Origin of the sequence: Serratia sp. MYb239, from assembly GCF_002966855.1 — a bacterium.
Taxonomy (GTDB): domain Bacteria; phylum Pseudomonadota; class Gammaproteobacteria; order Enterobacterales; family Enterobacteriaceae; genus Serratia_B; species Serratia_B rhizosphaerae.
Genome location: NZ_CP023268.1, coordinates 1,364,149 through 1,388,442, shown reverse-complemented (window position 1 = coordinate 1,388,442; position 24,294 = coordinate 1,364,149). Strand labels below are relative to the sequence as shown.

Annotated in this window: 25 protein-coding genes; 8 read left to right on the top strand and 17 right to left on the bottom strand. The window is 62.9% G+C overall.

The genetic code is table 11. From position 1 onward, the window contains the following. Positions 1 to 88: 88 nt before the first annotated feature. Complete coding sequence (locus CLM71_RS06680; protein WP_105230305.1) at positions 89 to 742, bottom strand: glutathione S-transferase family protein; 654 nt, start codon at positions 740 to 742, stop codon at positions 89 to 91. 302 nt (positions 743 to 1,044) lie between these two features. On the opposite strand from CLM71_RS06680, the gene ompC reads away from it, so the two are divergent. Beyond that, positions 1,045 to 2,142: a porin OmpC gene (gene ompC / locus CLM71_RS06675; protein ID WP_105230304.1), complete on the top strand. Its 1,098-nt coding sequence runs from the start codon at positions 1,045 to 1,047 to the stop codon at positions 2,140 to 2,142. 86 nt (positions 2,143 to 2,228) lie between these two features. On the opposite strand, the gene CLM71_RS06670 is transcribed toward ompC, so the two are convergent. After that, a complete protein-coding gene (locus CLM71_RS06670; protein ID WP_105230303.1) occupies positions 2,229 to 3,704 on the bottom strand; it encodes an MFS transporter in 1,476 nt (491 codons plus the stop codon). A 103-nt stretch (positions 3,705 to 3,807) separates the two neighbouring features. Here CLM71_RS06670 and CLM71_RS06665 point away from each other — a divergent pair, with 103 nt between their 5' ends. From CLM71_RS06665 to CLM71_RS24100, 3 genes are all read left to right on the top strand, one after another. Beyond that, positions 3,808 to 4,461, top strand: coding sequence for a metalloregulator ArsR/SmtB family transcription factor (locus CLM71_RS06665; RefSeq protein ID WP_105230302.1), 654 nt, complete (start codon positions 3,808 to 3,810; stop codon positions 4,459 to 4,461). A gap of 174 nt (positions 4,462 to 4,635) precedes the next feature. Then, on the top strand, positions 4,636 to 5,130 hold the full coding sequence (locus CLM71_RS06660) for a DUF2878 domain-containing protein (RefSeq protein WP_105230301.1): 495 nt from the start codon (positions 4,636 to 4,638) through the stop codon (positions 5,128 to 5,130). Positions 5,131 to 5,250: 120 nt separating this feature from the next. Continuing rightward, on the top strand, positions 5,251 to 5,424 hold the full coding sequence (locus CLM71_RS24100; protein WP_172606301.1) for a hypothetical protein: 174 nt from the start codon (positions 5,251 to 5,253) through the stop codon (positions 5,422 to 5,424). Between the two features lie 12 nt (positions 5,425 to 5,436). Here CLM71_RS24100 and CLM71_RS06655 read toward each other — a convergent pair whose 3' ends face one another. The 6 genes from CLM71_RS06655 to CLM71_RS06625 form a co-directional block, all read right to left on the bottom strand. Beyond that, complete coding sequence (locus CLM71_RS06655; RefSeq protein ID WP_105230300.1) at positions 5,437 to 6,213, bottom strand: phosphate/phosphite/phosphonate ABC transporter substrate-binding protein; 777 nt, start codon at positions 6,211 to 6,213, stop codon at positions 5,437 to 5,439. A 62-nt stretch (positions 6,214 to 6,275) separates the two neighbouring features. Then, positions 6,276 to 7,016, bottom strand: a complete 741-nt coding sequence (locus tag CLM71_RS06650) for an ABC transporter permease (RefSeq protein WP_105230299.1) — start codon at positions 7,014 to 7,016, stop codon at positions 6,276 to 6,278. Next, a complete protein-coding gene (locus CLM71_RS06645) occupies positions 7,013 to 7,951 on the bottom strand; it encodes an ABC transporter ATP-binding protein (RefSeq protein WP_105230298.1) in 939 nt (312 codons plus the stop codon). Before CLM71_RS06645 ends, CLM71_RS06650 begins: the two co-directional genes overlap by 4 nt. Beyond that, entirely contained in the window at positions 7,948 to 9,108 is a 1,161-nt protein-coding gene (locus CLM71_RS06640; RefSeq protein ID WP_105230297.1) for an ABC transporter permease, read from the bottom strand. The genes CLM71_RS06645 and CLM71_RS06640 overlap by 4 nt, the downstream gene beginning before the upstream one ends. 82 nt (positions 9,109 to 9,190) lie before the next feature. After that, positions 9,191 to 10,123: an ABC transporter substrate-binding protein gene (locus CLM71_RS06635; RefSeq protein ID WP_105230296.1), complete on the bottom strand. Its 933-nt coding sequence runs from the start codon at positions 10,121 to 10,123 to the stop codon at positions 9,191 to 9,193. A 147-nt stretch (positions 10,124 to 10,270) separates the two neighbouring features. Then, positions 10,271 to 11,317: a fatty acid desaturase gene (locus CLM71_RS06625; protein ID WP_105230295.1), complete on the bottom strand. Its 1,047-nt coding sequence runs from the start codon at positions 11,315 to 11,317 to the stop codon at positions 10,271 to 10,273. Positions 11,318 to 11,463: 146 nt separating this feature from the next. On the opposite strand from CLM71_RS06625, the gene CLM71_RS06620 reads away from it, so the two are divergent. Both CLM71_RS06620 and CLM71_RS06615 read left to right on the top strand, forming a co-directional pair. After that, positions 11,464 to 12,504, top strand: a complete 1,041-nt coding sequence (locus tag CLM71_RS06620; protein ID WP_105230294.1) for an NAD(P)-dependent alcohol dehydrogenase — start codon at positions 11,464 to 11,466, stop codon at positions 12,502 to 12,504. Between the two features lie 144 nt (positions 12,505 to 12,648). Beyond that, on the top strand, positions 12,649 to 14,133 hold the full coding sequence (locus tag CLM71_RS06615) for an MFS transporter (RefSeq protein WP_105230293.1): 1,485 nt from the start codon (positions 12,649 to 12,651) through the stop codon (positions 14,131 to 14,133). A 124-nt stretch (positions 14,134 to 14,257) separates the two neighbouring features. Here CLM71_RS06615 and CLM71_RS06610 read toward each other — a convergent pair whose 3' ends face one another. Next, entirely contained in the window at positions 14,258 to 15,397 is a 1,140-nt protein-coding gene (locus CLM71_RS06610; RefSeq protein WP_105230292.1) for a Gfo/Idh/MocA family protein, read from the bottom strand. Positions 15,398 to 15,736: 339 nt separating this feature from the next. Here CLM71_RS06610 and CLM71_RS06605 point away from each other — a divergent pair, with 339 nt between their 5' ends. After that, the gene (locus CLM71_RS06605; RefSeq protein WP_105230291.1) at positions 15,737 to 16,288 is read left to right on the top strand and encodes a DUF523 domain-containing protein; all 552 of its coding nucleotides are present in this window, start codon (positions 15,737 to 15,739) and stop codon (positions 16,286 to 16,288) included. Here CLM71_RS06605 and CLM71_RS06600 read toward each other — a convergent pair. The 3 genes from CLM71_RS06600 to CLM71_RS24435 form a co-directional block, all read right to left on the bottom strand. Then, positions 16,215 to 16,640, bottom strand: a complete 426-nt coding sequence (locus CLM71_RS06600) for an NUDIX hydrolase (protein ID WP_105233238.1) — start codon at positions 16,638 to 16,640, stop codon at positions 16,215 to 16,217. The genes CLM71_RS06605 and CLM71_RS06600 overlap by 74 nt on opposite strands. A gap of 247 nt (positions 16,641 to 16,887) precedes the next feature. After that, positions 16,888 to 17,145 (bottom strand): hypothetical protein, encoded by a 258-nt coding sequence (locus CLM71_RS06595; protein WP_105230290.1) that lies wholly within the window; start codon positions 17,143 to 17,145, stop codon positions 16,888 to 16,890. Beyond that, positions 17,123 to 17,368: a tlde1 domain-containing protein gene (locus CLM71_RS24435; RefSeq protein ID WP_105230289.1), complete on the bottom strand. Its 246-nt coding sequence runs from the start codon at positions 17,366 to 17,368 to the stop codon at positions 17,123 to 17,125. The genes CLM71_RS06595 and CLM71_RS24435 overlap by 23 nt, the downstream gene beginning before the upstream one ends. Before the next feature lie 474 nt (positions 17,369 to 17,842). Here CLM71_RS24435 and sseA point away from each other — a divergent pair, with 474 nt between their 5' ends. After that, positions 17,843 to 18,688: a 3-mercaptopyruvate sulfurtransferase gene (gene sseA / locus CLM71_RS06580; RefSeq protein ID WP_105230287.1), complete on the top strand. Its 846-nt coding sequence runs from the start codon at positions 17,843 to 17,845 to the stop codon at positions 18,686 to 18,688. Positions 18,689 to 18,735: 47 nt separating this feature from the next. Here the strand turns inward: sseA and urtE are convergent, their stop codons facing one another. The 5 genes from urtE to urtA all read right to left on the bottom strand — a co-directional run bounded on the left by urtE (position 18,736) and on the right by urtA (position 24,282). After that, complete coding sequence (gene urtE, locus CLM71_RS06575; protein ID WP_105230286.1) at positions 18,736 to 19,434, bottom strand: urea ABC transporter ATP-binding subunit UrtE; 699 nt, start codon at positions 19,432 to 19,434, stop codon at positions 18,736 to 18,738. 23 nt (positions 19,435 to 19,457) lie between these two features. Next, positions 19,458 to 20,264, bottom strand: a complete 807-nt coding sequence (urtD, locus tag CLM71_RS06570; protein ID WP_105230285.1) for an urea ABC transporter ATP-binding protein UrtD — start codon at positions 20,262 to 20,264, stop codon at positions 19,458 to 19,460. Beyond that, a complete protein-coding gene (gene urtC / locus CLM71_RS06565) occupies positions 20,261 to 21,337 on the bottom strand; it encodes an urea ABC transporter permease subunit UrtC (RefSeq protein WP_105230284.1) in 1,077 nt (358 codons plus the stop codon). The genes urtD and urtC overlap by 4 nt, the downstream gene beginning before the upstream one ends. Next, entirely contained in the window at positions 21,337 to 22,917 is a 1,581-nt protein-coding gene (gene urtB, locus CLM71_RS06560) for an urea ABC transporter permease subunit UrtB (RefSeq protein ID WP_105230283.1), read from the bottom strand. The genes urtC and urtB overlap by 1 nt, the downstream gene beginning before the upstream one ends. Before the next feature lie 96 nt (positions 22,918 to 23,013). After that, positions 23,014 to 24,282, bottom strand: a complete 1,269-nt coding sequence (gene urtA / locus CLM71_RS06555) for an urea ABC transporter substrate-binding protein (RefSeq protein ID WP_105230282.1) — start codon at positions 24,280 to 24,282, stop codon at positions 23,014 to 23,016. Between the last annotated feature and the right edge of the window lie 12 nt (positions 24,283 to 24,294).

Here is a 24,294-nt window from a genome sequence, read left to right as displayed (position 1 = left end):
ACGAAATGATGGCGCTATTGTCCCACAGACGACGCGCGCCGTCAGCACGGCGAAGCAACGCATCGTCCGCTTTGCGCTGCGCCGCGCATTATTCCAGCGGCGCAACATGGTCGAAATGCGCCTGGAACAGCGCATTCAGCAGCGGCAACTGCTCCACCCGACCGGCGATGGCGGTCAGCTGCGGGCAGTGCTGCAGGAACCAGCGGCGGCCGGGCCGCCAGTTGCACATCACGGCGATGTACAAATCCAGCGCGCTGAAGGTGCGGCCGAGAAACCACGGCCCGGCGTCGCTGGCGGCTGCGGCGCACTGCAGCCACAACTGTTCGCGGCGCGGGGCGATCGCCTCCTCCAGCCGTTCCGGGTGGCGGGTCTTCGGCAGCCAGGTCTCCGGGTGGTCGCCATAGGTGAAGGTCGGGTAAATCGCGCTGTTGATAAACATCAGCCAGCGTAAAAAACGCGGCAGCGTCGCCGCGCCCGCCTCCGGCGCCAGTTCCGCGTGGGGCGCGCGCGCATGCAGCAGCAGCACGATCGCCGCGCTCTCGGTCATCACTTCATTATTGGGCAGAATCAGGGTGGGCACTTCCCCCAGCGGATTGAGCCGCAGCAGACGCTCGCGCTCCGGGCTGTCCGCCGCGTAGTCCACCTCTTCATAGCCCCAGGGAAAGCCGGTCAGCTCCAGCGCGGCGGCGACGATGGTCGAACCGCAGCCGCGGCAGCCGAGCAAGGTGTATGTATCACGCATAACTCCTCCGTAACGGCAGGGATCAGGGCGCATCCGCTGCGCTTACGCAGGCCGATTAGGCTGTTTCGCGCGCGCCGTCACTGCAGAGAGAACATGCGGCCGCGCTAGGTTTAACTGTAGACCAGCCGCCCCCGCCTTTCCCGTTCGGTTTTTCATCACTCAGCACAAATATAAATATTTTGTCATAAATGCATCACACAACCTTGGTAAAAAATCTGCGCTGCAATCATTCCGGCAGCCGACTAAATAACAGTCATAAATACTGGTGATAGCCTTTTCATTCAAAAAAAGCAGGGACAATTATGAAACGTCATCTTCTCGCCGTTATTATTCCGGCGCTTTTCATTGCACCTTCGACTTACGCAGCAGAAATTTATAATAAAGACGGCAATAAACTGGATCTGTACGGCAAAGTAAAAGGATTACACTATTTTTCCGACGACGCCGACAGCGACGGGGATAAATCTTACGTCCGTTTTGGCTTTAAAGGCTCGACGCAAATTAATGACCAACTGACCGGTTACGGCCAGTGGGAATACCACGTCGCCGTCAACCACGCCGAATCTGAAGGCAGCAAGGATACTAAAACCCGCCTCGGCTTCGCCGGCCTGAAGTTCGGCGATTACGGCTCCGTCGACTACGGCCGTAACTACGGCATTATCTACGACGTCGGCGCCTGGACCGATATGCTGCCGGAGTTCGGCGACGATGCCTATATCAAGACCGACAACTTTATGAACGGCCGCACCAACGGCGTCGCCACCTACCGTAACAACGACTTCTTCGGTTTGGTGGACGGGCTGAAATTCGCCGTCCAGTACCAGGGCAAAAATGAGAACGACGACCGTGCGGCCAGCAAGGCCAACGGCGACGGCTGGGGCCTGTCATCCAGCTACGAAGTAACTGACGGCCTGAGCGTCGGCGCCGCCTACGCCTCTTCCAACCGCACCAGCGCGCAGAAACTGGGTGATTACGGTAAAGGCGATAAAGCGGATATTTGGGCGGCCGGCGTCAAATATGACAACAATAATCTTTACCTGGCGGCCACCTATTCAGAAAGCCGTAATATCGTGCCAATTTCCGGCACCGCGACCATTAACCAGAGCAGCACGTCGGTAAAAGGCTTCGCCAATAAGGCACAGGGCTTTGAAGTGGTGGCGCAATATCAATTCGACTTCGGCCTGCGCCCGTCCATTGGCTATGTCCAGTCGAAAGGCAAAGATATTGAAAATATCGGCGATGCCGATCTGGTGAAATATATCGACGTCGGCGCCTATTATTATTTCAATAAAAACATGTCCACCTATGTGGATTATAAAATCAACCAGCTCGACAGCGACAATAAACTGGGCCTGTCAGACGACGACGTGGTCGCCGTCGGCCTGGTGTATCAGTTCTAAACGCACGTAACCACCACTGCGTCTCTTGTGGCTGCGGCCAGTTGATTTCCAGCGTTACTTTGCCGGGCCGGCTGCGCCCGGCTTTTTTATTTTCCGGCCGCCGGCGCTCTTTCATCCGTACACTCATCCGCCTCCGGATTGGCAACGGCCTCGTCCGCTGTCACACCGGGATAGGCACAGCGCCAGGCGTAATAGATCGCCGTCAGCGGCGCAATGGCAAACAGCAGGAACAGCCAGCGAGCGGCGGCGCTGACGCCTTCAACGCCGCCCGACGCGTTCAGACCGGCCAGATTGGCGATCATGCCGGCCAATGCCGCGCCAAACGCCGTGGCAAACAGCTGCACCGTGGTGATCGCCGCGCCGGCAATATCTTTGTCCGACGCCGGCGCGGTTTGCAGGATACGCGTTAGCAGATGCGGCCAGCCGATGCCGATGCCAAACCCCAGCAGCGTTAACAACGCGATCAGCGGTGCCAGCGCCGCCCAGCCACCGCCGGAAGGCGTCGGCATAAACAGCATCAGCCCCAGCAACCCCAACAGCACCAACAGCGGCCCGCTGACGATCGCCCGGCGGATGCCCGCGCCGCGCCAGCCGGAACTGACGATCTCCGACAGCGTCCAGCCGGCCGCGATCGTCGCCGTAATATAACCGGAACTCAGCGGCGACTGCCCGTGCAGGATCTGCAGAAAATACGGGACAAAAATATCGCTGGTCATGCCGATCACCAATAACGACACGGTAAGGTACAGCGACGCCTGCGTTGAACCGCGCCGCAGCGCGCCATGCGGCAACAGCCGGGCTCGGGCGTGTTTTTCACGCCGTAGCAGCCATACCATCAGCAACAGCGCCAACCCCATACCGCCGCCGTTGAGCCACAGGCTGTCCGCCAGGCTGCCGGCGGAAACGATCAGCACCGACGCCGCCAGCAGTCCCAGCTGCGCCAGCGGCAGCGGCGTCGCCGCCAGTTGCGCTTTGCCTTTGGGCAGAATCATGAAGGTGAACGCCGTATACGCCCCCATGATCGGCAACAACATGCCAAACGCCCAGCGCCAGGCGTGCAGCTCGGCAAAAATCCCGCCGATCGCCGGGCCGATCAGCGTGGCAATTCCCCACATGGCGGAAATCAGCGCCATAGCGCGCGGCCACAATGACGGCGGAAACACCAGATTGATCATCGCGTAGGACAGCGCAAACAGCATCCCGCCGCCAAACCCCTGCACCGTCCGGCCGATCAACATCACCGGCATCGACGGCGCCAGCGCGCACAGCAGCGCGCCAAACATGAAAAACAGCGATGCCGTCAGGTAGGCGTGACGTGCGCCATACCCGCTGAGCAGGCGTGCCGACAGGGTGGAACCGATAATCGATGCCACAACAAACAGCGTGGTATTCCAGGCATACAGATTCAGCCCGCCGATATCCTGCACCACCGACGGTAAAATGGTGGTCGCCACCAGAATGTTAATCGCATGGAGCGCTACCCCCAATGACAACGCAGTCGCACTCGCTGTATTTTTGCCGGAGAACAAGTCTCGCCAGCCACTTTTAGCACCAGTTATCACGTTCAGCGTCCTGTTTTCAGAGTATAGGCATTGAGTTGAGGGTGAGATTGCGTTAAATTTAACAAGCGTTATCTTGGAATAATTAAGGGCAAGGCGGAGAAATATGTCAAGAATAAGCTTGGAAAATGGCGAGTGCACCGCACAATCTGTCAGCGACCGTTTACTGAAGCTATTGAAAACCCGCGGCCCGCAACAGGCCACCGAGGCCGGCAAAGTGCTGGGCACCACCGGTGAAGCGGCGCGTCAACAGTTCGTTAAGCTGGCTAAAGAAGGCCTGGTGGAAGCACGTGCCGAAACCCGCGGCGTCGGCCGCCCGGTGCAGCTGTGGCACCTGACCCCCGCCGGCAACGCCCAGTTCCCGGACTCGCACCCTGAACTGACGGTGCAACTGCTGCGCACCGTGCGCGACAAGCTCGGGGAGCAGGCGCTTGACGTCCTGATTGAAAGCCGCGAGCAAGAGACGCGCATCAACTATAAACAGGCGATGATCGGCGCCGTCACCCTGCAGGAGCGCGTCGCCCGTCTGGCGAAGGTGCGCTGCCACGAAGGCTATATGGCCGAATGGTGCACGCTGGAAGACGGCAGCTATCAGCTGGTGGAAAACCACTGCCCGATTTGCGCCGCCGCCAGCGTATGTCAAGGTTTTTGCCGCGCCGAACTCAGTATTTTCCGTGAGGTGCTGCAGGCGCAGGTGGAGCGTATCGAGCACGTCCTGGCTGGCTCTCGCCGCTGCGCCTACCGTATTTCTGATTTATAACGCACCCTGTGCGGGAAAATTAGGAGACCGAGCAATTGTTCCATCACGTCTACTTATACTACGTTGAGCGCTGCCCCGCCGCCGCGCGCATCAACCAGGAGACGTAATGACCACTCAGCACCAGCCCCCGCTTAGCTCCCGCTCCCCCTCTTTGCACCAACGGTTTTCCGCACCATGAAGCTGCATGCCGGGTTCTGGCTGATCACGCTGTGCTTTGGCGCCTATTGGGGGCTGGCGCTGTTCGCGCGCGACCGGGCGGCGCTGGTGCTGGCGATTGGCGCCGTGGCCGCGCTGGCGCTGACCCCGCAGGTGCGGCGCAAATGGGCAGTGCTGGCGGCGCTGGCGGGCATTGCGATGGATGCATTCTGGTGTTACAGCGGCGTGTTGCAGTTTGGCGGCAGCACCGGCGTGCCCGTCTGGATGATGGCGCTGTGGCTCGCCTTCGGCTGCTGGTGGTGCTGGCTGATGCAGCTGATCCGCGCCTCCGCCTGGCCGACAGCCCTATTCGGCGCGGTCGCCGGGCCGCTCAGCTATCTGCTCAGTTGGAAGTTAAAGGCGTTCACGCCGCTGATCGCCCCGGACCTGCTGCTGCTGGCGCTCTCCGTCGGCTGGGCCGTCTACCTGCCCGCCGTCAGTTGGGCGCTCACGCGGCGCCGCAACGCCGCATAAACGCCCGGTACGCCCGAACCCGCCTGTCCGCGCTAACGTTGCGGACTTTTAACATTTCACTAAAGCCGCCGCAGGGACTATAATCTCCCGCTGTTTTAAGTAACCTGCGAAAACCGCCCCATGCTGAAAAAAGCGTTCGTCATCATTATCGCCCTGTGCGCCCTGGGTTCCCTCGGCGGCGTATTCCTCGCCGGCCTGAATATCTACACCCGCTCCACCACGCCGCAGCCGGAAGCCAGCAGCGAAAGCGCCGCTCCGTCCGTTACGCCGGCGCCGGTCGCGCAAGATCGTTAAACGTCAGGCCGCCTACAGCGTCGTGACGCCGGCAGCGGCGGCCTGCCGTTCCAGTTCGGCAATCACCTGATAGTCCGCCCGCGGCACCAGGCTGAAATCACCAATCAGCAGGCTATCGCTGGCCGGATCGCTGACCATCTCATTGGCCGCCGCACGCAGGATTTCCACCTGCCCCTGCGATGTGCCTGCGGCGGTGATCAGCGGCAGTCCCGGCACCGAGGCGGTGCGGCCGATGATTTTCACCCCGTGCAGCGCCTCCGGCTGCGCCCGGCGCAGCAGTTCCAGGCTGACGCTGTCGATGGCGGCAATATCCGCCTCGCCGCGCTGGATCATCTTCAGCGACTGGTAGTGCGCGCCGGAAGCCAGCGCCTTGCCGAAGAAACGCCCGTCCTGCGCCAGCGGCGCGATCAGCGCCCGCAGGCTGTTATAGCCGGACTGTGAGTCGGTGCTGTTATACGCCGCCGTGCGGCCGCGAAAGTCGGCCAGCCGTTCGCCGGGATCGTCCTCCCGCACCACCAGCCAACTGCTGTAATTAGGGCCGTTGCAGCCCTCGACCCGATAGTGATAGGTGCCGATCACCTGCACCTGCGGCAGATACGCCACCAGCGGGTAGCCGCAGGTCTGGCTGAGCAGCAAGTCCGGCTGCCGCCAGTGCCGCGCCAAATCCTGCGGCCACGTCAGCGTCTCCGGCGCTTCCAGCCCGTAGGCCTGCAGCCTGGCGCGCAGCGCACGCCAGAACGGTTCCACCTGTTGATGCGTCACGCCGTACATCGGTAAAGATACTTGCATCGCCACTCCCCCATCCCGTCTATCCTGATGGTCTGCACGGCGGCAGAACAGCCAACGCCGCGTCAGCCATGACGGATATGCCTTACCCAACGTTCAAACACCCTATCAACAATGATAGCCAGTAACGCCACAACCAGCGCGCCCTGAATCACATAGGCGGTATTAAACCCGCTCAGGCCGATAATAATCGGCGATCCGAGGGTTTTGGTGCCGACCGTCGAGGCGATGGCGGCGGTGCCGATATTAATGATCACCGAGGTGCGGATGCCCGCGAGGATCACCGGCGCGGCCAGCGGCAGCTCGACGCGCCACAGCACCTGCCAGGGACTCATGCCGACGCCGGTCGCCACTTCCCGCGCAGCGGGCGGCACCGCACCGATACCGGCCAGCGTGCCCTGCAGAATCGGCAACAGTCCGTACAGCACCAGCGCAATAATCGCCGGCTGCTCGCTGAAGCCCATCACCGGCACCGCCACCGCCAGCACCGCCACCGGCGGGAAAGTCTGCCCCACCGCTACCGCCGTTTCCACCAGCGAACGAAATTCCTGCCCGGCCGGCCGGGTGACCGCCACCCCGGCCGATACGCCGATCAGCACTGCAATCAGGCTGGAAATCCCCACCAGCGTCAGGTGAGCCAGCAACAGCGCAATAAAGCTGTCCTGCTGATAGACCGGCCGCTGCAGGTCGGGAAACCAGTAGGCGAACAGGCCGTGCAGCTGGTTCATGCCGAACACCAGCGCCAGCAGCAGCGCCGTCGCCCACGGCAGCGGGTCGCGCAGCCAGCGCCGCAGACGCCCGCTCATGACAGGGCCTGCTGCGGGGCAAGAAGATCGTGAAAATGCAGCACGCCGCGCGCCGCGCCCTGCTCGTCCACCACCGGCAGGCAGTCGCTGCCGCGGGCGACAAACACCGACAGCGCCTCGCGCAGGCTCATCGCCGTGCTGATCGGTTCGCCGTCGGCCTGCCCGGGACGCACCCGCTCGCCGACGTAGCCCAGCGCCAGCAGTTTGATGCCGCGATCGCTGCGGCCGAAAAAGTCGCGCACAAAATCATTGGCCGGACGGGTCAGCATCTCCAGCGGCGTGCCCTGCTGCACCACCCGGCCGGCGTCCATCAGCACCACCCGGTCCGCCAGCGCCAGCGCCTCGTCGATATCGTGCGTCACCAGCACGATGGTGCGGCCGGAAAGCTGATGAATGCGCGCCACCTCCGCCTGCAGCGCGGCGCGGGTCACCGGGTCGAGCGCGCCGAACGGCTCATCCATCAGCAGCACTTCGGGGTCGGCCGCCAGCGCCCGGGCGACGCCGACCCGCTGCTGCTGCCCGCCGGACAGCTGGTGCGGATAGCGGCGGCGGAACAGCGCCGGATCAAGATGCAGCAGCTCCATCAGCTCCGTGACCCGATCGCGGATGCGCGCCCGCGGCCACTTCAGCAGCTGCGGCACGGTGGCGATGTTCTCCTCCACCGTCCAGTGGGGGAACAGCCCGATGGACTGAATGGCATAGCCCATACGGCGTCGCAGATCCTGCGGTTTGAATTTGTGGATCTCTTCACCGGCGAAATAGATCTTGCCTTTATCGTGCTCAATCAGGCGGTTGATCATTTTCAGGGTGGTGGATTTACCGGAGCCGGAGGTGCCGATCAGCACGGTAAATTCCCCGGCGGCGATATTCAGCGACAAATCATCCACCGCGGCTTTGCCCTGAAACAGTTTGCTTACCTGGTCAAAGTTAATCATCGGCGGGTTGCTTCCAACATTGAAATTATCAGTTTAAACAGCGAGTCGACCACGACCGCCATCACGATCACCGGGATCACCCCGAGCAGCACCAGATCCAGCGCGCTGCTCAGCAGCCCCTGAAACACGATGGCGCCGAAGCCGCCGGCGCCAATCAGCGCGGCCACCACCGCCATGCCCACCGTCTGCACCGCCAGAATACGCACCCCGGTCAGCAGCAGCGGCAACGCCAGCGGCAGTTGCACGCGCGCAAAGATCTGGCCGCGCGTCATGCCCATGCCGCGGGCGGACTCAATCACGCTGGCCGGCACGCTCTGCAGCCCGGCGGTCACGCTGCGCACCAGCGGCAGCAGCGCATACATCACCAGCGCGACGATCGCCGGCGCCAGCCCGATACCGCTGACGCCGTGGCGCGCCAGCCACGGGAACGCCGCCGCCAGCCCGGCCAGCGGCGCGATCAGCAGGCCGAACAGCGCGATCGACGGCACCGTCTGGATAATGTTGAGCGTGGAGAACACCGGAGTCTGCCAGCGCGACGAGCGGAAACAGAGCACGCCGAGCGGCACGCCAATCGCCAGCGTCGGCAGCACGGTCAGCAGCAGAATGCTCAGGTGCTGCCACAGCGCGGCGTCGAACACTTCGCGCCGGTTGTGGTACTCCTTCAGCAGCGAGAGCGCATCCAACTGCTGGCTGAACAGCAGCCACAGCGCCGGCGCCAGCGTCAGGGTATTGCCGACAATGCGCCACAGCGGCGAGGCGGTGATGCGCTCCATGGCATTCGCCGCCATCAGCAGGCACAGCGCCAGCGTCAGCCAGCAGCCGCCGCTCCAGGAGGTGCGCGCCAGCGCCGAGCCGTTCTGCGCCAGCTGACGTGCGGCATCGCCGCTCAGCCAGAGGCTCAGCGTCAGCAACGCCGAGGCGGCCAGCACCGTCAGCAACGCATAAACGCGCCGCGGCGGCAGCAGACTGAGCGCCGCCAGCGCCAGCAGCGGCGCCAGCAGCCACAGCGCGCGGCCGTGCAGCAGGGAGAGCAGTGAAATAGTTTGCCCGGACAGCAGGCGGTTGGGCGCATAGCTGAGGAAAGGCAGGCCAAACGCCGCGAGAAGTAACAGCAGAAACAGCGTCAACAGCACGCGGTTTTTTAGAACGGTAGTCAAAGAAACGCTCCGGCATCCTGGTGTATCCGCGTCGCCGGGGAGAAAGGAGCGCCTCCCCGGCGCGTTCGTTCATCGCGCGTTGTCAGCCTTTGACAAAGCCTTTCGCCTTCAGGTAGTTCGCCGCCACCTGTTTGGCGTCCTGCCCTTCCACCGCAATCTGCGCGTTCAGCTGCTGCAGCGTCGGGCCGTCCAGCGAGGCGAACACCGGTTTCAGCAGCGTGGCGATAGCGGCATGCTGTACCAGCGCGCTTTCGCGGATCACCGGCGCCGGCGCATAGATCGGCTGCACGCCCTGCGGATCCGCCAGCGTCTGCAGGCCCAGCGCCGCCACCGGGCCGTCGGTGCCGTAGGCCATGGCGGCATTCACGCCGGAGGTCTGTTCCGCCGCCGCCTTAATGGTGACCGCGGTATCGCCGCCGGCCAGCGACAGCAACTGGTCCTGCTTCAGCGTAAAGCCGTAGGCTTTCTGGAACGCCGGCAGCGCGTCCGGCCGCTCGATAAACTCTGCCGAGGCCGCCAGCTTGAACGTGCCGCCGCCGTTAATCCACTTGCCCAGATCCGCCAGCGTTTTCAGCTGGTTGGCCGCCGCCACGTCCTGACGCACCGCAATGGTCCAGGTGTTGTTGGCCGGCGCCGGGTCCAGCCACACCAGTTTGTTTTTGTCGTAATCAAGCTGTTTCACTTTGGCGAAGCCGGCCTGCGCATTTTTCCACGCCGGATCTTTTTCATCCGCGAAGAAGAAAGCGCCGTTGCCGGTATATTCCGGGTAAATATCAATTTCGCCGGCGGTAATTGCGCCGCGCAGCACCTTGGTGGTGCCCAGCTGCAGTTTGTTGGTGGTTTTGATGCCGTTGGCTTCCAGCACCTGCACGATAATATTGCCCAGCAGCGAACCTTCGGTGTCGATTTTAGAGCCGACGCGTACCGAATCCGCCGCCTGTGCGCCGCCGGCGGCCAGAGTGAGCAGGCTCAGCGCCAACGCCAGAAAACGTCCGCGCGGGGAGAGAAATGCCATGGTGTCGTCCTCTTGTCTGTTTTATAAAAACCGCTCCACCCGTCATACTTCAAGCCGCTGGTGCGTTGGCTGTGCTCAGTCACCCGAATCACTGACCAAAGTCAGCTCATCGGGATTCCTTCCCTTGCCGCCTTCCTGCAACTCGAATTATTTTGGGTATAAAACGCGCTTCCAGCGCGCGCTCAAGATTGCCGCCGTAGCGCCGGCGGCGTTCTGGTTCCCCTTACCGCCGGCGCCCGCCAGAAACGGATGCACGCCGACGTCGAGCGGCGTAACGGCATGCTGTTTGAACCAGCTGCCGTACCCCGGCACCACAAATCCCTGACTGCGCCGCCGGTAGGCGTCGCAGTCAGCCAGATAGACCTTGCGCAGGCCGTACCACGGCAGCCCGGGTAAATCGTGATGTACTAAATGATAGTTCAGATTGAGAAAAAGCAGCCGCCAGGGCCAGGCGGCCTCATTCAGCACCGAGCGCGCCGCCGCATCGCGTTCAGCGCGGTGTTCGTAAAATGAGCGGATTTTACCGATCGCCAGCGCCGGGTAGCTGACCAGCAGCAGATAAAACCACGGCGCAATGCCCTGCCGCTGCAGCCAGTACAGCAGCCACGCCAGCAGCGCGCCATGCAGTAGCCACATCGCCAGCGTGCGCCCGTCCCCCGCCGCCATGCGCCGCAGCGCGTCGGCCGTCAGCAGGCCGATATCCCACAGCGGCGACAGCAGCATCCGCCCCGGCAGGCAGTTGCGCAGCGCCGCCAGCCGCGGCAACAGCCGGGGAAAACGCCGCCACTGCGCCCGGGTGAAATAGTAGCTTTCCGGGTCGCGCCGCGGATCGGTGAGGTGCGGGTTGCGGTGATGGCGCAGATGCGTGTCGCGGTACAGCCCATAGGGATACCACACCGCAAGCGGCAGCAGGCCGAACAGCTGATTCAGCCATGGCCGGCGCGTGGGGTGGCCGTGAATCAGCTCATGCTGCAGCGACAGATAGCCGGTGGTGAACAGGATCAGCAGCGGCGTCGCCAGCCACGGCCCCAGCACGCGCCAGTACGCCGCCGTCAGAAACCAGCCGCCGTACACCGCCACGATGACGCCCCAGGTGGGCAGCTCCAGCCGCCACCACCACTGCCGGCGCAGCCGCTGAATCCAGCGGCGCTGACGGGCGTGCAGATAGTGGCAGTGACCGGCGGATTTAGGCATGCTGACGACTCGCAGTGAAAAATTTCATCCAGTATCAGCGAGGCGGATCGGCGCGCCAAATAACGAAACCGGCAAAGCTAAGTGAAAAAACGACGCAGCGGCAAGGGCTATACTTAACGCTGCGCGTCAATGCGAGCGGAGGTTCCATGACCGGAAAACGCCGCGCCGCCGTGACCACTTCGCCGGGCGGCGCCTTACGCTTTGCTCCCCTGCGCCTGCGGCCGCCGCGGGCTGACGAGGTCGTGGTGCGTCTGGCCGGTTGCGGCATCTGCCATACCGATCTCAGCTGCCGCAGCGGCGTCGCCGCCGGTTCAATTCTCGGCCACGAGGGCGCCGGCATCGTCGAACGCGTCGGTAACGCGGTGCGTGCGGTGCAACCCGGCGATGCGGTGGTGCTCTCCTACCACTCCTGCGGCCGCTGCGCCTCCTGCCTCCGCCGCCATCCGGCCGGCTGCGAACACTTCTGGCGGCTTAACTTCGACTTCCAGCGGCTGGACGGCAGCAGCGGTTATCTGCCGCCGCTGCACGGCCACTTCTTCGGCCAGTCCGCCTTCGCCACCCACGCGCTGGCAAACGAGCGCAACCTGGTGCGGGTCGCAGGCGATCTGCCGCTGGCCACCCTGGCGCCGCTCGGCTGCGGGCTGCAGACCGGCGCCGGGACGGTGATCAATTCGCTGAACCTGCAGGCCGGCCAGCGGCTGCTGATCCTCGGCGTCGGCCCCGTCGGTCTGGCGGCGGTGATGGCGGCAAAACTACGCGGCGCCGCCGCCATCGTCGCGCTGGACCATCAGCGCCAGCGTCTGGCCTGCGCCGGCGAACTGGGGGCTACGCAAACGCTGAGCGACGTGCGGCAGATTGCGCAGCTGCCCGCGCTGGATGCGGTGATCGACACCACCGGCGAACACGGCGTCATACAGGCGGCATGGCAGCGGCTACGCCGTGGCGGCACGCTGGCGCTGCTGACCGGCGGCGGCGTGGTGAAATTTTCTCACGATCGGCGGATTATCAGCGTGATTCAGGGTGATGCCGTGCCGCAACAGTTTATCCCTTATCTGATCGCGCAGTGGCGCAGCGGCCATTTTCCCTTTGACCGGCTGCTGCGCTTCTACCCGTTCGGGGCCATCAATCAGGCGCTGGACGCCGCCCAGACGGGCGAGGCGATCAAAGCGGTGATTCGCTTTGACTAATCCCTGCGGAGTCAACGGTTAAATATTATTTAACATGATGATTTTTCAACATCTTCCGGTTGTATGCTTATAACCAGAAAGCATTGGTTTTCCCCGCGTGCGCGCCGCTAAGCTCGATGCTTTGCCTATCAGAAAATTATTATTATGACGACAGACATAGCGGCCCCCTCTGCCGCACCTTCTTCTGCAGGGAACGCCGACAGCGCCGGCGCAGCAAGCGTCACCATCCGCAATGCCGCCGACGTCTCGCGGCTGGTCAACAGCGGCGCGGCCAAACGCAGCGATGCGCGCATCGTGGTCGCCATCGCGCTGGGCGGCGTGTTTCTCGACGCGTACGATCTGGGCGCGCTGGCGTTCGGCATCAAGGACGTGGCGCGCGAGTTCAGCCTGTCCCCCACCGGCACCGGGCTGGTGGCCTCGGCCATTACCTTCGGCGCAATTATCGGCGCCTTTATCGGCGGCTACCTGACCGATAAAATCGGCCGCTACCGGGTATTTATGGCCGATATGTTTTTCTTTGTGGTGGCGGCGCTGGCCTGCGCCTTTGCGCCGAATGAGTGGGTGCTCGGCGGCGCGCGTTTCGTGATGGGGCTGGGAGTCGGCATCGATCTGCCGGTCGCCATGGCGTTTCTGGCCGAATTCTCCCGCCTGTCCGGCCGCGGCAACAAGGCGGCGCGCATCGCCATGTGGTGCCCGACCTGGTATGCGGCGATCAGTATTTCCTACCTGTTGGTGCTGCTGCTGTATGCGGTGCTGCCGGACGGCCACACCGACTGGCTGTGGCGGCTGATCCTCGGCTTCGGCGCGGTGCCCGCCCTGTTGATTATCGCCATCCGCAGCCGCTATATGAGCGAATCGCCGGTGTGGGCCGCCAATCAGGGCGATCTGCAGGGCGCCGCCGCCATCCTGCGCCGCTCCTACAATATCCATGCCCAGGTGGCCGAAGAGGCCGAGCGCACGCCGGCGGCGCCGGCCAGACGCGCGGCCTGGCGCAACTACGGCGAACTGCTGAAAGGGGTGTACCTGCGGCGCACCGTGCTGGCGACCACCATCGCCATCGCCTCTTCCTTTGCCTATAACGCCGTCGCCTTCGGCCTGCCGGTGATCCTCTCCACCTTTTTGGCCCAGTCGATGCTCAGCACCATTCTGGTGTCGCTGGCGCTGAACCTGCTGTTCGCCTTCGCCGGCGGCCTGCTGGCGGTGCGTCTGGTGCCGACCTTCGGCGCCTGGAAAATGACGGTGCTGGGCTACGCCTGCCAGCTGGCGGCGCTGCTTGGGCTGGCGCTGGTCGGCCTGCCGGACGACGGCGGCGAAGCGGCCTTCTCCATCGGCATGCTGGCGCTGTTCCTGCTCGGCCAAGGCTTCGGCCCCGGTTCGCACAGCATGACCTTCGCCTCGCTGAGCTACCCCACCTCGCTGCGCGGCGTCGGCGTCGGTTTTAACCAGACGCTGATGCGCGCCAGCTCCACGCTGTCGCTGTTCCTGTTTCCGGTGCTGTCCGCCGCGCTGGGCACCGGCGTGTTCTGGGTGATTGCCCTGGCGCCGCTGGTCGGGCTGGTTGCCCTGCTGGCCATCCGCTGGGAGCCGGCCGGCTATGACGTCGACGCCGAGGATTTCCGCCCGGTTTAAGTCCTCCACACAGCGTGCATTACCCGTTTGTCTGACGGGGCAGGCTGCCGGCCTGATAACGCGGCAGCCTGCCAAGCTGATAACAAAATAAGTTGACAAGTTATTAAGCTATCAAGTTGTTCAGTTAGTAATTTAACCGATCCTGCACCTCCACCCAACTGCGCTGCCCGGCGGATTCGGCGATGGCGTCCAGCACGCAGGAGACCTTCCAGCCCTCCTCAAAATCCGGCCACATGCGATCGCCGGCAGCGATGCCGTTGACCAAATCACGCACCTCTACGGTTTTCTGATCGTTAAAGCCGATACCGTGACCGGCGCTGATGCAGAAGGCCGCGTAGTCCGGGTGTTTCGGCCCCACTAGCAGGGTTTTAAACCCCTGCCGCTCCGCCGGTTCGTCGTGGCGGTACAGCTTCAGCTCCGCCATCCGCTCCTGGGTATAGCTGAGCGTGCCTTTGGTGCCGGTCACCACATAGGTCAGCCCCATTTTGCGGCCGCAGGCGATACGTGAAGTTTCAATGGTGCCCATCGCCCCATTGGCGAAGCGCACCAGCGCGCTGGCCTGATCCTCGTTCTCCACCGTGCACAGCCTTGATGGGTCGTTCGGATCCGGACGCTGTTTGATCACCGTCTGCATATCACCGGACACCGCGCTGATATCGCCCACCAGATAGTGCGCCATATTGACGATATGCGCCGCCAGATCCCCCAGCGCCCCCAATCCGGCGCTGGCCTTGCGGCAGTGCCAGTCAATCGGCGTGCGCGGATCCGCCAGATAATCCTCATTATGGGTGCCGTAAAAATGCACCACTTCGCCAATCTCGCCGTTGGCGATGATTTCACGCGCCAGCTGGCTGGTGGGGTTCTTCATATAGTTAAAGCCCACCAGGGTTTTCACCCCGCGCTGGCGCGCCGCCAGCACCATTTCCGCCGCGTCGCGGGCGTCCAGCGCCAGCGGTTTCTCTGAATAGACGTGTTTGCCGTGGCGAATCGCCTCCAGCGCCATCTCCTTGTGCAGAAAGTTCGGCGCGCAGATATCCACCACGTCAATTGCCGGGTCGGCCACCAGCTGCCGCCAGTCGTCGGTGGCGCGTGCAAAGCCGAACTCCGCGGCGCGCTGACGCGCCAGCTCCGGCGTCACTTCCGCCAGCATCTCCAGCACCAGCTCCCCTTTCAGCGGGAATACCGTGCCCGCCTGCGCATAGGCAATGGCATGGCAGCGGCCGATATAGCCGGTGCCGATCAATCCGATACGAACCTGTTTCATCCTCTCTTCCTCCCGCCTGACCTGCCGAACGACTCGGCGATCCCTTCTTGTGAAATAAAAAATCTAAAGAAGATTTATATGGAATTAATATTCCAACAACAAGCGGCCGAGGTAATAAAACTGATATTCGTGACGCCGTTCATGGTTCCCGTATGAACGGCTGAAACGGCGATCGCGCCGATGCGGAAGCGCATCAAATTAACGGCAAAAACGGTACATCTGTTTCACGTTATCCGCAGCGCCAGGGCATGCGCCGTCACGCCGCTTCTGTTAGGATAAAACCGCGCGTGCGGACGCGCGTCGTCCGCACAACCGTCACGATCCACAGAGATAAGATGAATGTCGCCGAAGATTTTAATCAGCGCCTGCCTGGCCGGTTTCAAAGTACGCTATAACGGTTCCGATAAGCCGCTGCTGGACGCCACGCTGGCGCGCTGGCAGCGCGAGGGACGCCTGGTGGTGTGTTGTCCGGAGCTGGCGGCGGGCTTCTCCACCCCGCGTCCGGCGGCGGAAATCAGCCCCGATGCCGACGGCACTGCGGTGCTCGCCCAGCGGGCGCAGGTGCGTGAAACCACCGGTGCCGACGTTACCGCCCCCTACCTGCTGGGCGCGCAGCTGGCGCTGGAGACCGCACGCCGCCACGATTGCCGCTTTGCGCTGCTGACCGACGGCAGCCCCTCCTGCGGCAGCCAGCTGATCTACGATGGCAGCTTCAGCGGCCAAAGCAAACCCGGCAGCGGGGTTACCGCCGCCCTGCTGCGGCAACAGGGCATTGAGGTGTTTTCCGACCGGCAGATCGCAGCGCTGGTCGCCCGCGTCAGCGAGTACGAGCGGCAAGCAGCGCCGCCAGCCGCTGACGCAGATGGGCAATCCCCTGCGGGTGGTGAATAAATTCCTCTATCGGCATCATGCGCCAATACTGGCCTTCATCGCCAAAGCGCACGGCGGCGATCTGCCGCGCGCTGAGATCGCCCAGCATAAACCAGGTGGCCGCGTCCCCCGGTTGCCGTCCGGAATAACGACGCTGCTCGCGCACCTGGGCGGCGGCGATCGTCAGGCCGAACTCCTCGTAGGTTTCCCGCTGCACGCACTGCAGCGGCGTCTCCGCCCCTTCGCGCCCGCCGCCGGGCAGATCCCACTGGCCGGGCCACGGTATATCGTCACGGCAGTCGCGCCGGTAGACCAGCACCTGTCCCTGATGCAGCAGCGCGATCTTTGCACCGCCAAAATCCTGCTCCGCCATCATCTTTCCTCCGCCTCAATAGCCGCCCAGCTTTACGTCATCGTGTTCTTCATACGACGGTTGTCCTGACCTTATCACCCGCAGGCCGGACTATTTCGTCAGCAATCTTCCCCGCGTGACGGTTTTTTGAAATTCAGTGCACTGGCTATGATCCTGCTGCGTGCAGTTTGCGACATGTTTCAGGCCGCGGCTGATGCAAAGGATTAAGAATGGTGCATCAGGGCGATCTGGGCGTCCTTCCCTTTGCCTACCTGAACCTACCCCTGACCCAATTGACCACACTCACCAGAATAGCCGCTACAACCAGCATAAGCGCCGCCAGCACCCAGAGGAATGAGGGATCGGCCTCACCGTCAGCAAAGCCTAACCCTGTAATATTCAATACATGATTGGTGGCTTGTGACAGGTAATCCAGTAGGCCACCCAGCGGAAACAATACAATGAAGAATGCCGCGACAAGACAGGCAAGCCAAATGCATAGATTAATCAATGTCGCATGACGCATAATCAGCCCTTCCCATCACTTCAACCCTGCCATAAGACATGAGTCCGCGCCCACCGGGAACCTGGATCTTCTTTCGCTGAAGTAGTGATTTCCTAACAAGTTGAAAGTCTGGGATGTTATAGAAAGTTATGCAACCGTGTGACTCTCCGCTGCCATCAGGTCGTAAGGGATGAAGCCTAAACGCTCCACGTTCTGAACCGTAAACAAACACAGAATCACTCATGGTACTGGCGCTATAGAGGCCAAACCATTCATCATGATTGGTGCCGTTCTTGAAATCCTTAATAAAGTCTGTAGCCGATTACGGAGGCTTCCCGATGGGCGATCGACTATCCAATAAGTGCCAACCGGCAGCGCTGCATTCTTCTTATAGGCGCATTGCGCTATGTTGGTGACTGGCTCTACACCACTGAATACCGGGAACACGCCTACTCCGTAAACGTGGAGTTTTAAACGCCGTCTGTCGGCGGACACATCGTTATAATCCATTCTGCAAATTTGCATTAATTTAACTCTCCATGTCGTTAAAACCCCTCATATTAATGGTTAAAGATCACTCAAGACAATCAGACCGATCCTGTTTGTGAATGTCCATTAATTGGGGTGACAAGGGTAGCCTGGACGAGCGCGCCATAATGCAAGCGGGGCAATTTAGGGTATAGTAAAAATCGGTTTTCATGACGGACGAACAATCACAATGAACTCTCCTTTTCTGGTTACCCCACAATGGCTTGAACAACATCTCCACGATGCCGATCTGGTGCTGGTCGACGTGCGCATGTCGCCGGCGGGCCTGACGCCGAAAAAAGATATGCGCGCCGAATTTGAGCGCGGGCATCTGCCGGGCGCGGTCTATTTCGATATCGACGACGTCGCCGACAAAAGCAGCACGCTGCCGCATATGCTGCCGGACGCCGAGGCCTTCAGCCGCGCAGCAGGCGAGCTGGGCATCAGCGAAAACAGCACGCTGGTGTTCTATGATGAAGGCAACCAGTTTTCCGCCCCGCGCGGCTGGTGGACCTTCCGCAACTTCGGCGCCAAACGGGTTTACGTGCTGGACGAGGGGATGAGCGGCTGGACGGCGCGCGGCAACGCGCTGGAAAGCGGCCCCGCCAAACGGCCGGCCGCCGTGTTTAACGCCAGCTTCAACCCGGCGGCGGTGGTTGACATGGCGCAGGTGGAGCAGGCGCTGGGCAGCGATATCCAGATCCTCGACGCGCGCGCCGCCGCCCGCTTCTACGGCGACGCGCCGGAACCGCGTCCCGGCCTGCACCGCGGCCATATTCCCGGCAGCATCAATATTCCCTACGGCGAGCTGCTGGAAAACGGCCGCGTCAAATCGCTGGTGGCGCTGCGGGAAACCTTCAGCGCCAAAGGCGTCGATATTAACGGCCCGATCATCGTCAGCTGCGGCTCCGGCGTTACCGCGGCGGTACTGGCGTTCGGCCTGCTGTCGCTGGACGCGCCGCAGGTCAGGCTGTATGACGGCTCCTGGAGCGAATGGGGCCTGCTGGACGGCAAGCAGCCGATAGCCACCAAGTAACCCCGCCGTGCCCGCCGCCGGACGTTTCCATCGCGGCGGCGGGTCGTTTAAATCGCCACCAGCGCCCTGGCGCCCTCCTGCTCCATATCGGCGCCCGCGCCGCGCTGCACAATGCTGCCGCGCGCCATCACCAGATAGCTGTCCGCCAGTTCGGCGGCAAAATCATAAAACTGCTCCACCAGCAGGATCGCCATCTCCCCCTGAGCCGCCAGCTGTTTGATGACCGCGCCGATCTCTTTAATCACCGACGGCTGAATGCCTTCGGTGGGCTCATCCAGGATCAGCAGGCTCGGCCGGCAGGCCAGCGCCCGGCCGATCGCCAGCTGTTGCTGCTGGCCGCCGGACAGATCGCCGCCGCGCCGGTGCTTCATCTGCGCCAGTACCGGAAACAGCTGATAAATGCTGTCCGGCACGCGTTTCGCCTCTGCGGCGGCAAAGCGCGACAGCCCCATCAGCAGGTTCTCCTCCACCGTCAGCCGTGGGAAAATCTCGCGCCCCTGCGGCACATAGGCGATGCCGGCCTGCACCCGCTGATGGGTTTTGCGCCCATTGATGCGCTGTCCCTGCCAGCAGATGTCGCCGCTTTTCGCCGGCAGCAGTCCCATCAGGCATTTCAGCAGGGTGGTTTTACCCACGCCGTTTCGCCCCAGCAGGCAGGTCACTTCGCCAATCCGCGCCTCAAAAGAGACGCCGCGCAGAATATGGCTGCCGCCGTAATATTGGTTCAGCTCGTTCACTTGCAACATCACGCTTTCCTCTTTAATGCGCCTCAGCGGCCCAGATAGACCTCAATCACCCGTTCGTCAGCCTGCACCTGCGCCAGCGAACCTTCCGCCAGCACCTGCCCCTGATGCAGCACCGTCACGCGATCGGCGATGGCTTCGACAAATCCCATATCGTGCTCCACCACCATCAGCGAATGGCTGCCCGCCAGGGATTTGAACAGTTCGGCGGTGTATTCGGTTTCCGCATCGGTCATGCCGGCCGCCGGCTCATCCAGCAGCAGCAGATGCGGCTCCTGCACCAGCAGCATGCCGATTTCCAGAAACTGCTTCTGGCCGTGCGACAGCAGCCCTGCCGGCCGGTGACGCTGGCTGGTCAGCCGCAGCGTCTGCAGCATCTGCTCGATGCGGTCGCGCTGCTCGCCGCTCAGTCTGGCGCGCAGGCAGGCCCACACCGACTTGGGGTTCTTCTGCGCGATCTCCAGGTTCTCAAACACCGTCAGCGCTTCAAACACCGTCGGTTTTTGAAACTTGCGGCCAATGCCGGCCTGCGCGATCCGGATTGGATCCATCGCCGTCAGATCGCGCGTCTGATCGTAAAACACCCGCCCGTTGTCCGGCCGCGTTTTGCCGGTGATCACATCCATCAGCGTGGTTTTGCCCGCGCCGTTCGGCCCGATCACACAGCGCAGTTCGCCGACGCCGATCTGCAGCGACAGATCGCGCAGCGCATGGAAGCCGTCGAAGCTGACGTTGATGCTCTCCAGCTGCAGCACCGGATCGGTCTGCCCGCGGCGCTTATCGGCCGGCAGCGGATGGGTAAACAGCTCATCGGTCATTTGCATGGCGTTCATGATGATTTCCTCCGGCGCAGCAGGCCAATCACGCCCTGCGGCAGAAACAGCGTCACCACGATAAACATCAGCCCGAGGAACAGCTGCCAGTACTCCGGCATCGCCACGGTGAACCAGCTCTTGGCGCCGTTGACGATGCCCGCGCCGAGCAGCGGCCCGACCAACGTGCCGCGTCCGCCCAGCGCCACCCAGATGGCGGCCTCGATCGAGTTGGTGGGCGACATCTCGCCGGGATTGATAATGCCCACCTGCGGCACATACAGCGCACCGGCCAGCCCGCACAGCACCGCCGACAGCGTCCAGACAAACAGCTTGAAGCCGCGCGGCTGATAGCCGCAGAACGTCAGGCGGTTCTCCGCGTCGCGCACCGCCGTCAGCACGCGGCCGAATTTACTGCGCGCCAGCGCAAACCCCAATCCCAGGCTGACGATCAGCAGCAGCACCGTCGCCAGAAACAGCGCCACGCGGGTGCCGGTCGCCGTAATCGGCGCCCCCAGCAGCGTGGTGAAGCCGGTAAAGCCGTTATTGCCGCCGAAGCCGGTTTCGTTACGGAAAAACAGCAGCATGCCGGCGTAGGTCAGCGCTTGCGTCATGATGGAGAAGTACACCCCTTTGATTTTTGAGCGGAAGGCGAAGTAGCCGAACACCAGCGCCAGCACGCCCGGCGCCAGCACGATCAGGCACAATGCCCAGGCAAAATATTGCGTGCCGCTCCAGAACCACGGCAGTTCGCTCCACGACAGAAACGACATAAACGCCGGCAGGCCGTCGCCGGCCGCCTGACGCATCAGGTACATGCCCATCGCATAGCCGCCGAGGGCAAAGAACAGGCCGTGGCCGAGCGACAGCAGCCCGGCGTAGCCCCACACCAGATCCAGCGCCACCGCCACCACGGCGTAACACAGAATTTTTCCCGTCAGCGTCAGGGTGTAGGTGGAGATCGCCAGCGGGTGCGTGGCCGGCAGCAGCGCCAGAAACGGCATGATTAACAGCGCCAGCACCAGCAGCGTGCCGAGGGTCAGCGCCGTACGCGGCGCTTTCTGCACGCCGCTAAGGGTTAATGGTTGGCTCATCAGTCAATCACCCTGCCCTTCAGGGCGAACAGCCCTTGAGGACGTTTCTGAATAAACAGGATAATCAGCGCCAGAATCAGGATTTTACCCAGCACGGCGCCAATCTGCGGTTCAAGAATTTTATTGACGATGCCGAGGCCGAACGCCGCCGCCACCGTGCCGGCCAGCTGTCCGACGCCCCCGAGCACCACCACCAGAAACGAGTCGATGATATAGCCCTGCCCCAGTTCCGGCCCGACGTTGCCCAGCTGCGACAGCGCCACGCCGCCCAGCCCGGCGATGCCGGAGCCTAACCCGAAGGCCAGCATATCCACCCGCCCGGTCGGCACGCCGCAGCAGGCGGCCATCGCGCGGTTTTGCGTCACCGCGCGCACGTTCATGCCCAGACGGGTTTTGTTCAGCAGCAGCCAGGTAAGCAGCAGCACCAGCGCGACAAACACGATTACCGCAATGCGGTTCCACGGCAGCACCAGATTCGGCAGCAGTTGGATACCGCCCGACAGCCAGGCCGGGTTGGCGACCTCGACGTTCTGCGCGCCGAACAGCAGCCGCACCAGCTGGATCAGCACCAGGCTGATGCCCCAGGTCGCCAGCAGCGTTTCCAACGGCCGGCCGTAGAGGTGGCGGATCACCGTGCGCTCAAGCAGCATGCCGATACCGGCGGTCACGGCGAACGCCGCCGGCAGCGCCGCCAGCGGATAGAACGCCAGCCACTGCGGCGCCAGCTGCTGGAACGCCCCCTGCACCAGATAGGCCGCGTAGGCGCCGAGCATCAGCATCTCGCCGTGGGCCATATTGATTACCCCGAGCAGGCCGTAGGTGATCGCCAGCCCGAGCGCCGCCAGCAGCAGGATCGACCCCAGCGACAGGCCGGTAAACGCCTGGCCGAGCAGATCGCCGATCATCAGCCGCTGTTTGACGCTGGCCAGGCTCTGCTGTGCGGCGGCGCGCACCGCGGCGTCCGGCTCGCCGTCCGCTTCGCTCAGCGCCTGCAGCCGCGCCTGGGTCTGCGGATCGCCCGATTCGCCCAGCAGCTGCACCGCCTGCAGACGCACCTGCGGATCGGCATCGCTCAGCTGTAGATTGGCCAGCGCGATGCGCAGCGCCTCGCGCACCGCCTCATCCTGCTCCTGCGTCAACCGTTGCCGCAGCAGCGGCCGCTGGGCGCGCTGTGCGTCACGCTGCAGCGTCTGCGCCGCCTGCAGTCGCGCCGCCTTATCGCCGCTCACCAGCTGCTGCGCCGCCAGCGCGTTGGCGGTCAGAATGCGCAGCCGGTTATTCAGCCGCACTTTTTTCGGCGTTCCCTGCGGCGCGGCGTCTCCTTCCAGCGGCGTCCAGGCGCCGTTCTGGCGGGTAAATACGCGCCCGGCGGCGTCCACCGCCAGGTTCTCCTGTTTCAGCGCCCGTAACAGCGGCAGGCGTGCGGCATCGGGCGCGCTCGCCCAGCCCTGCAGTAATTTGGCCTGCTGGCTGCGGCCGGCGGCGGCGAAATCGCCGGCCGATCCTGCCTGCGCCCACAGCGGCAGGCAGCACAGCAGCCAGAGTAGTGGCCGCAGTCGGGATAAAAATAAAGATTGCATCGGGCTGCCCCTCTGTCGGGGCCGGAACGTCCGGCCCCTGTCGTTTGTCGGTGCGTCAGCGGGCGCGACAAGCCGCACGCCGGCGACGCGGCACGCTTAATTGCCCCCTTTCACCGGCCGGTCAGACTTTTTATCATTACCGGCGATATACGGGCTCCACGGCTGCGCGCGCAGCGGCTGCTCGCTCTGCCACACCACGTTGAACTGACCGTTGTCTTCAATTTCGCCAATCATCACCGGCTTGTGCAGGTGGTGGTTGACGGCGTCCATCGTCAGCGTCACGCCCGACGGCGCGGCAAAGCTCTGGCCGGCCATCGCGGCGCGCACCTTATCGACGTCGGTGGTGCCGGCTTTTTCCACCGCCTGCGCCCACATATGGATGCCGACATAGGTCGCTTCCATCGGATCGTTGGTGACCGCATTGGCGCTGTTCGGCAGGTTGTGCGCCTTGGCATAGGCGCGCCACTCGGCGACAAACTTCTGGTTGGTCGGATTATCCAGCGACTGGAAGTAGTTCCACGCCGCCAGATTGCCGACCAGCGGCTTGGTATCGATGCCGCGCAGCTCCTCCTCCCCGACCGAGAAGGCGATCACCGGCACGTCGGTGGCCTTGATGCCCTGATTGGCCAGCTCTTTATAGAAAGGCACGTTGGAGTCGCCGTTGATGGTGGAGATCACCGCCGTATTGCCGCCGGCGGCGAATTTCTTGATGTTGGCGACGATGGTCTGATAATCGCTATAGCCGAACGGCGTATAGACCTCGGCGATATCCTTATCCTGTACGCCTTTCGTATGTAAAAAGGCGCGCAGGATCTTGTTGGTGGTGCGCGGGTAAACGTAGTCGGTGCCCAGCAGGAAGAAGCGCTTGGCGCCGCCGCCGTCTTCACTCATCAGATATTCCACCGCCGGAATGGCCTGCTGATTCGGCGCCGCGCCGGTATAGAACACGTTCGGCGACATCTCCTCCCCTTCATACTGCACCGGATAGAACAGCAGGCCGTTCAGCTCCTCGAACACCGGCAGCACCGATTTGCGCGATACCGAGGTCCAACAGCCAAACACCACCGCCGCCTTATCCTGAGTCAGCAGCTGGCGCGCCTTCTCGGCGAACAGCGGCCAGTTGGAGGCCGGGTCGACCACCACCGGCTCCAGCTTTTTCCCCAGCACCCCGCCCTTGGCGTTGATGTCGTCAATGGTCATCAGCGCCACGTCCTTCAGCGGCGTTTCCGAAATGGCCATGGTGCCGGACAGCGAGTGCAGAATGCCGACCTTGATGGTGTCGGCGGCCTGTGCGCTCCACGCCAGCCCGATGCCGAGCAGGCTGACGGACAGGGCGCAGGCTTTGATAAAATGACGATGTGGCATAATTCGACTCCT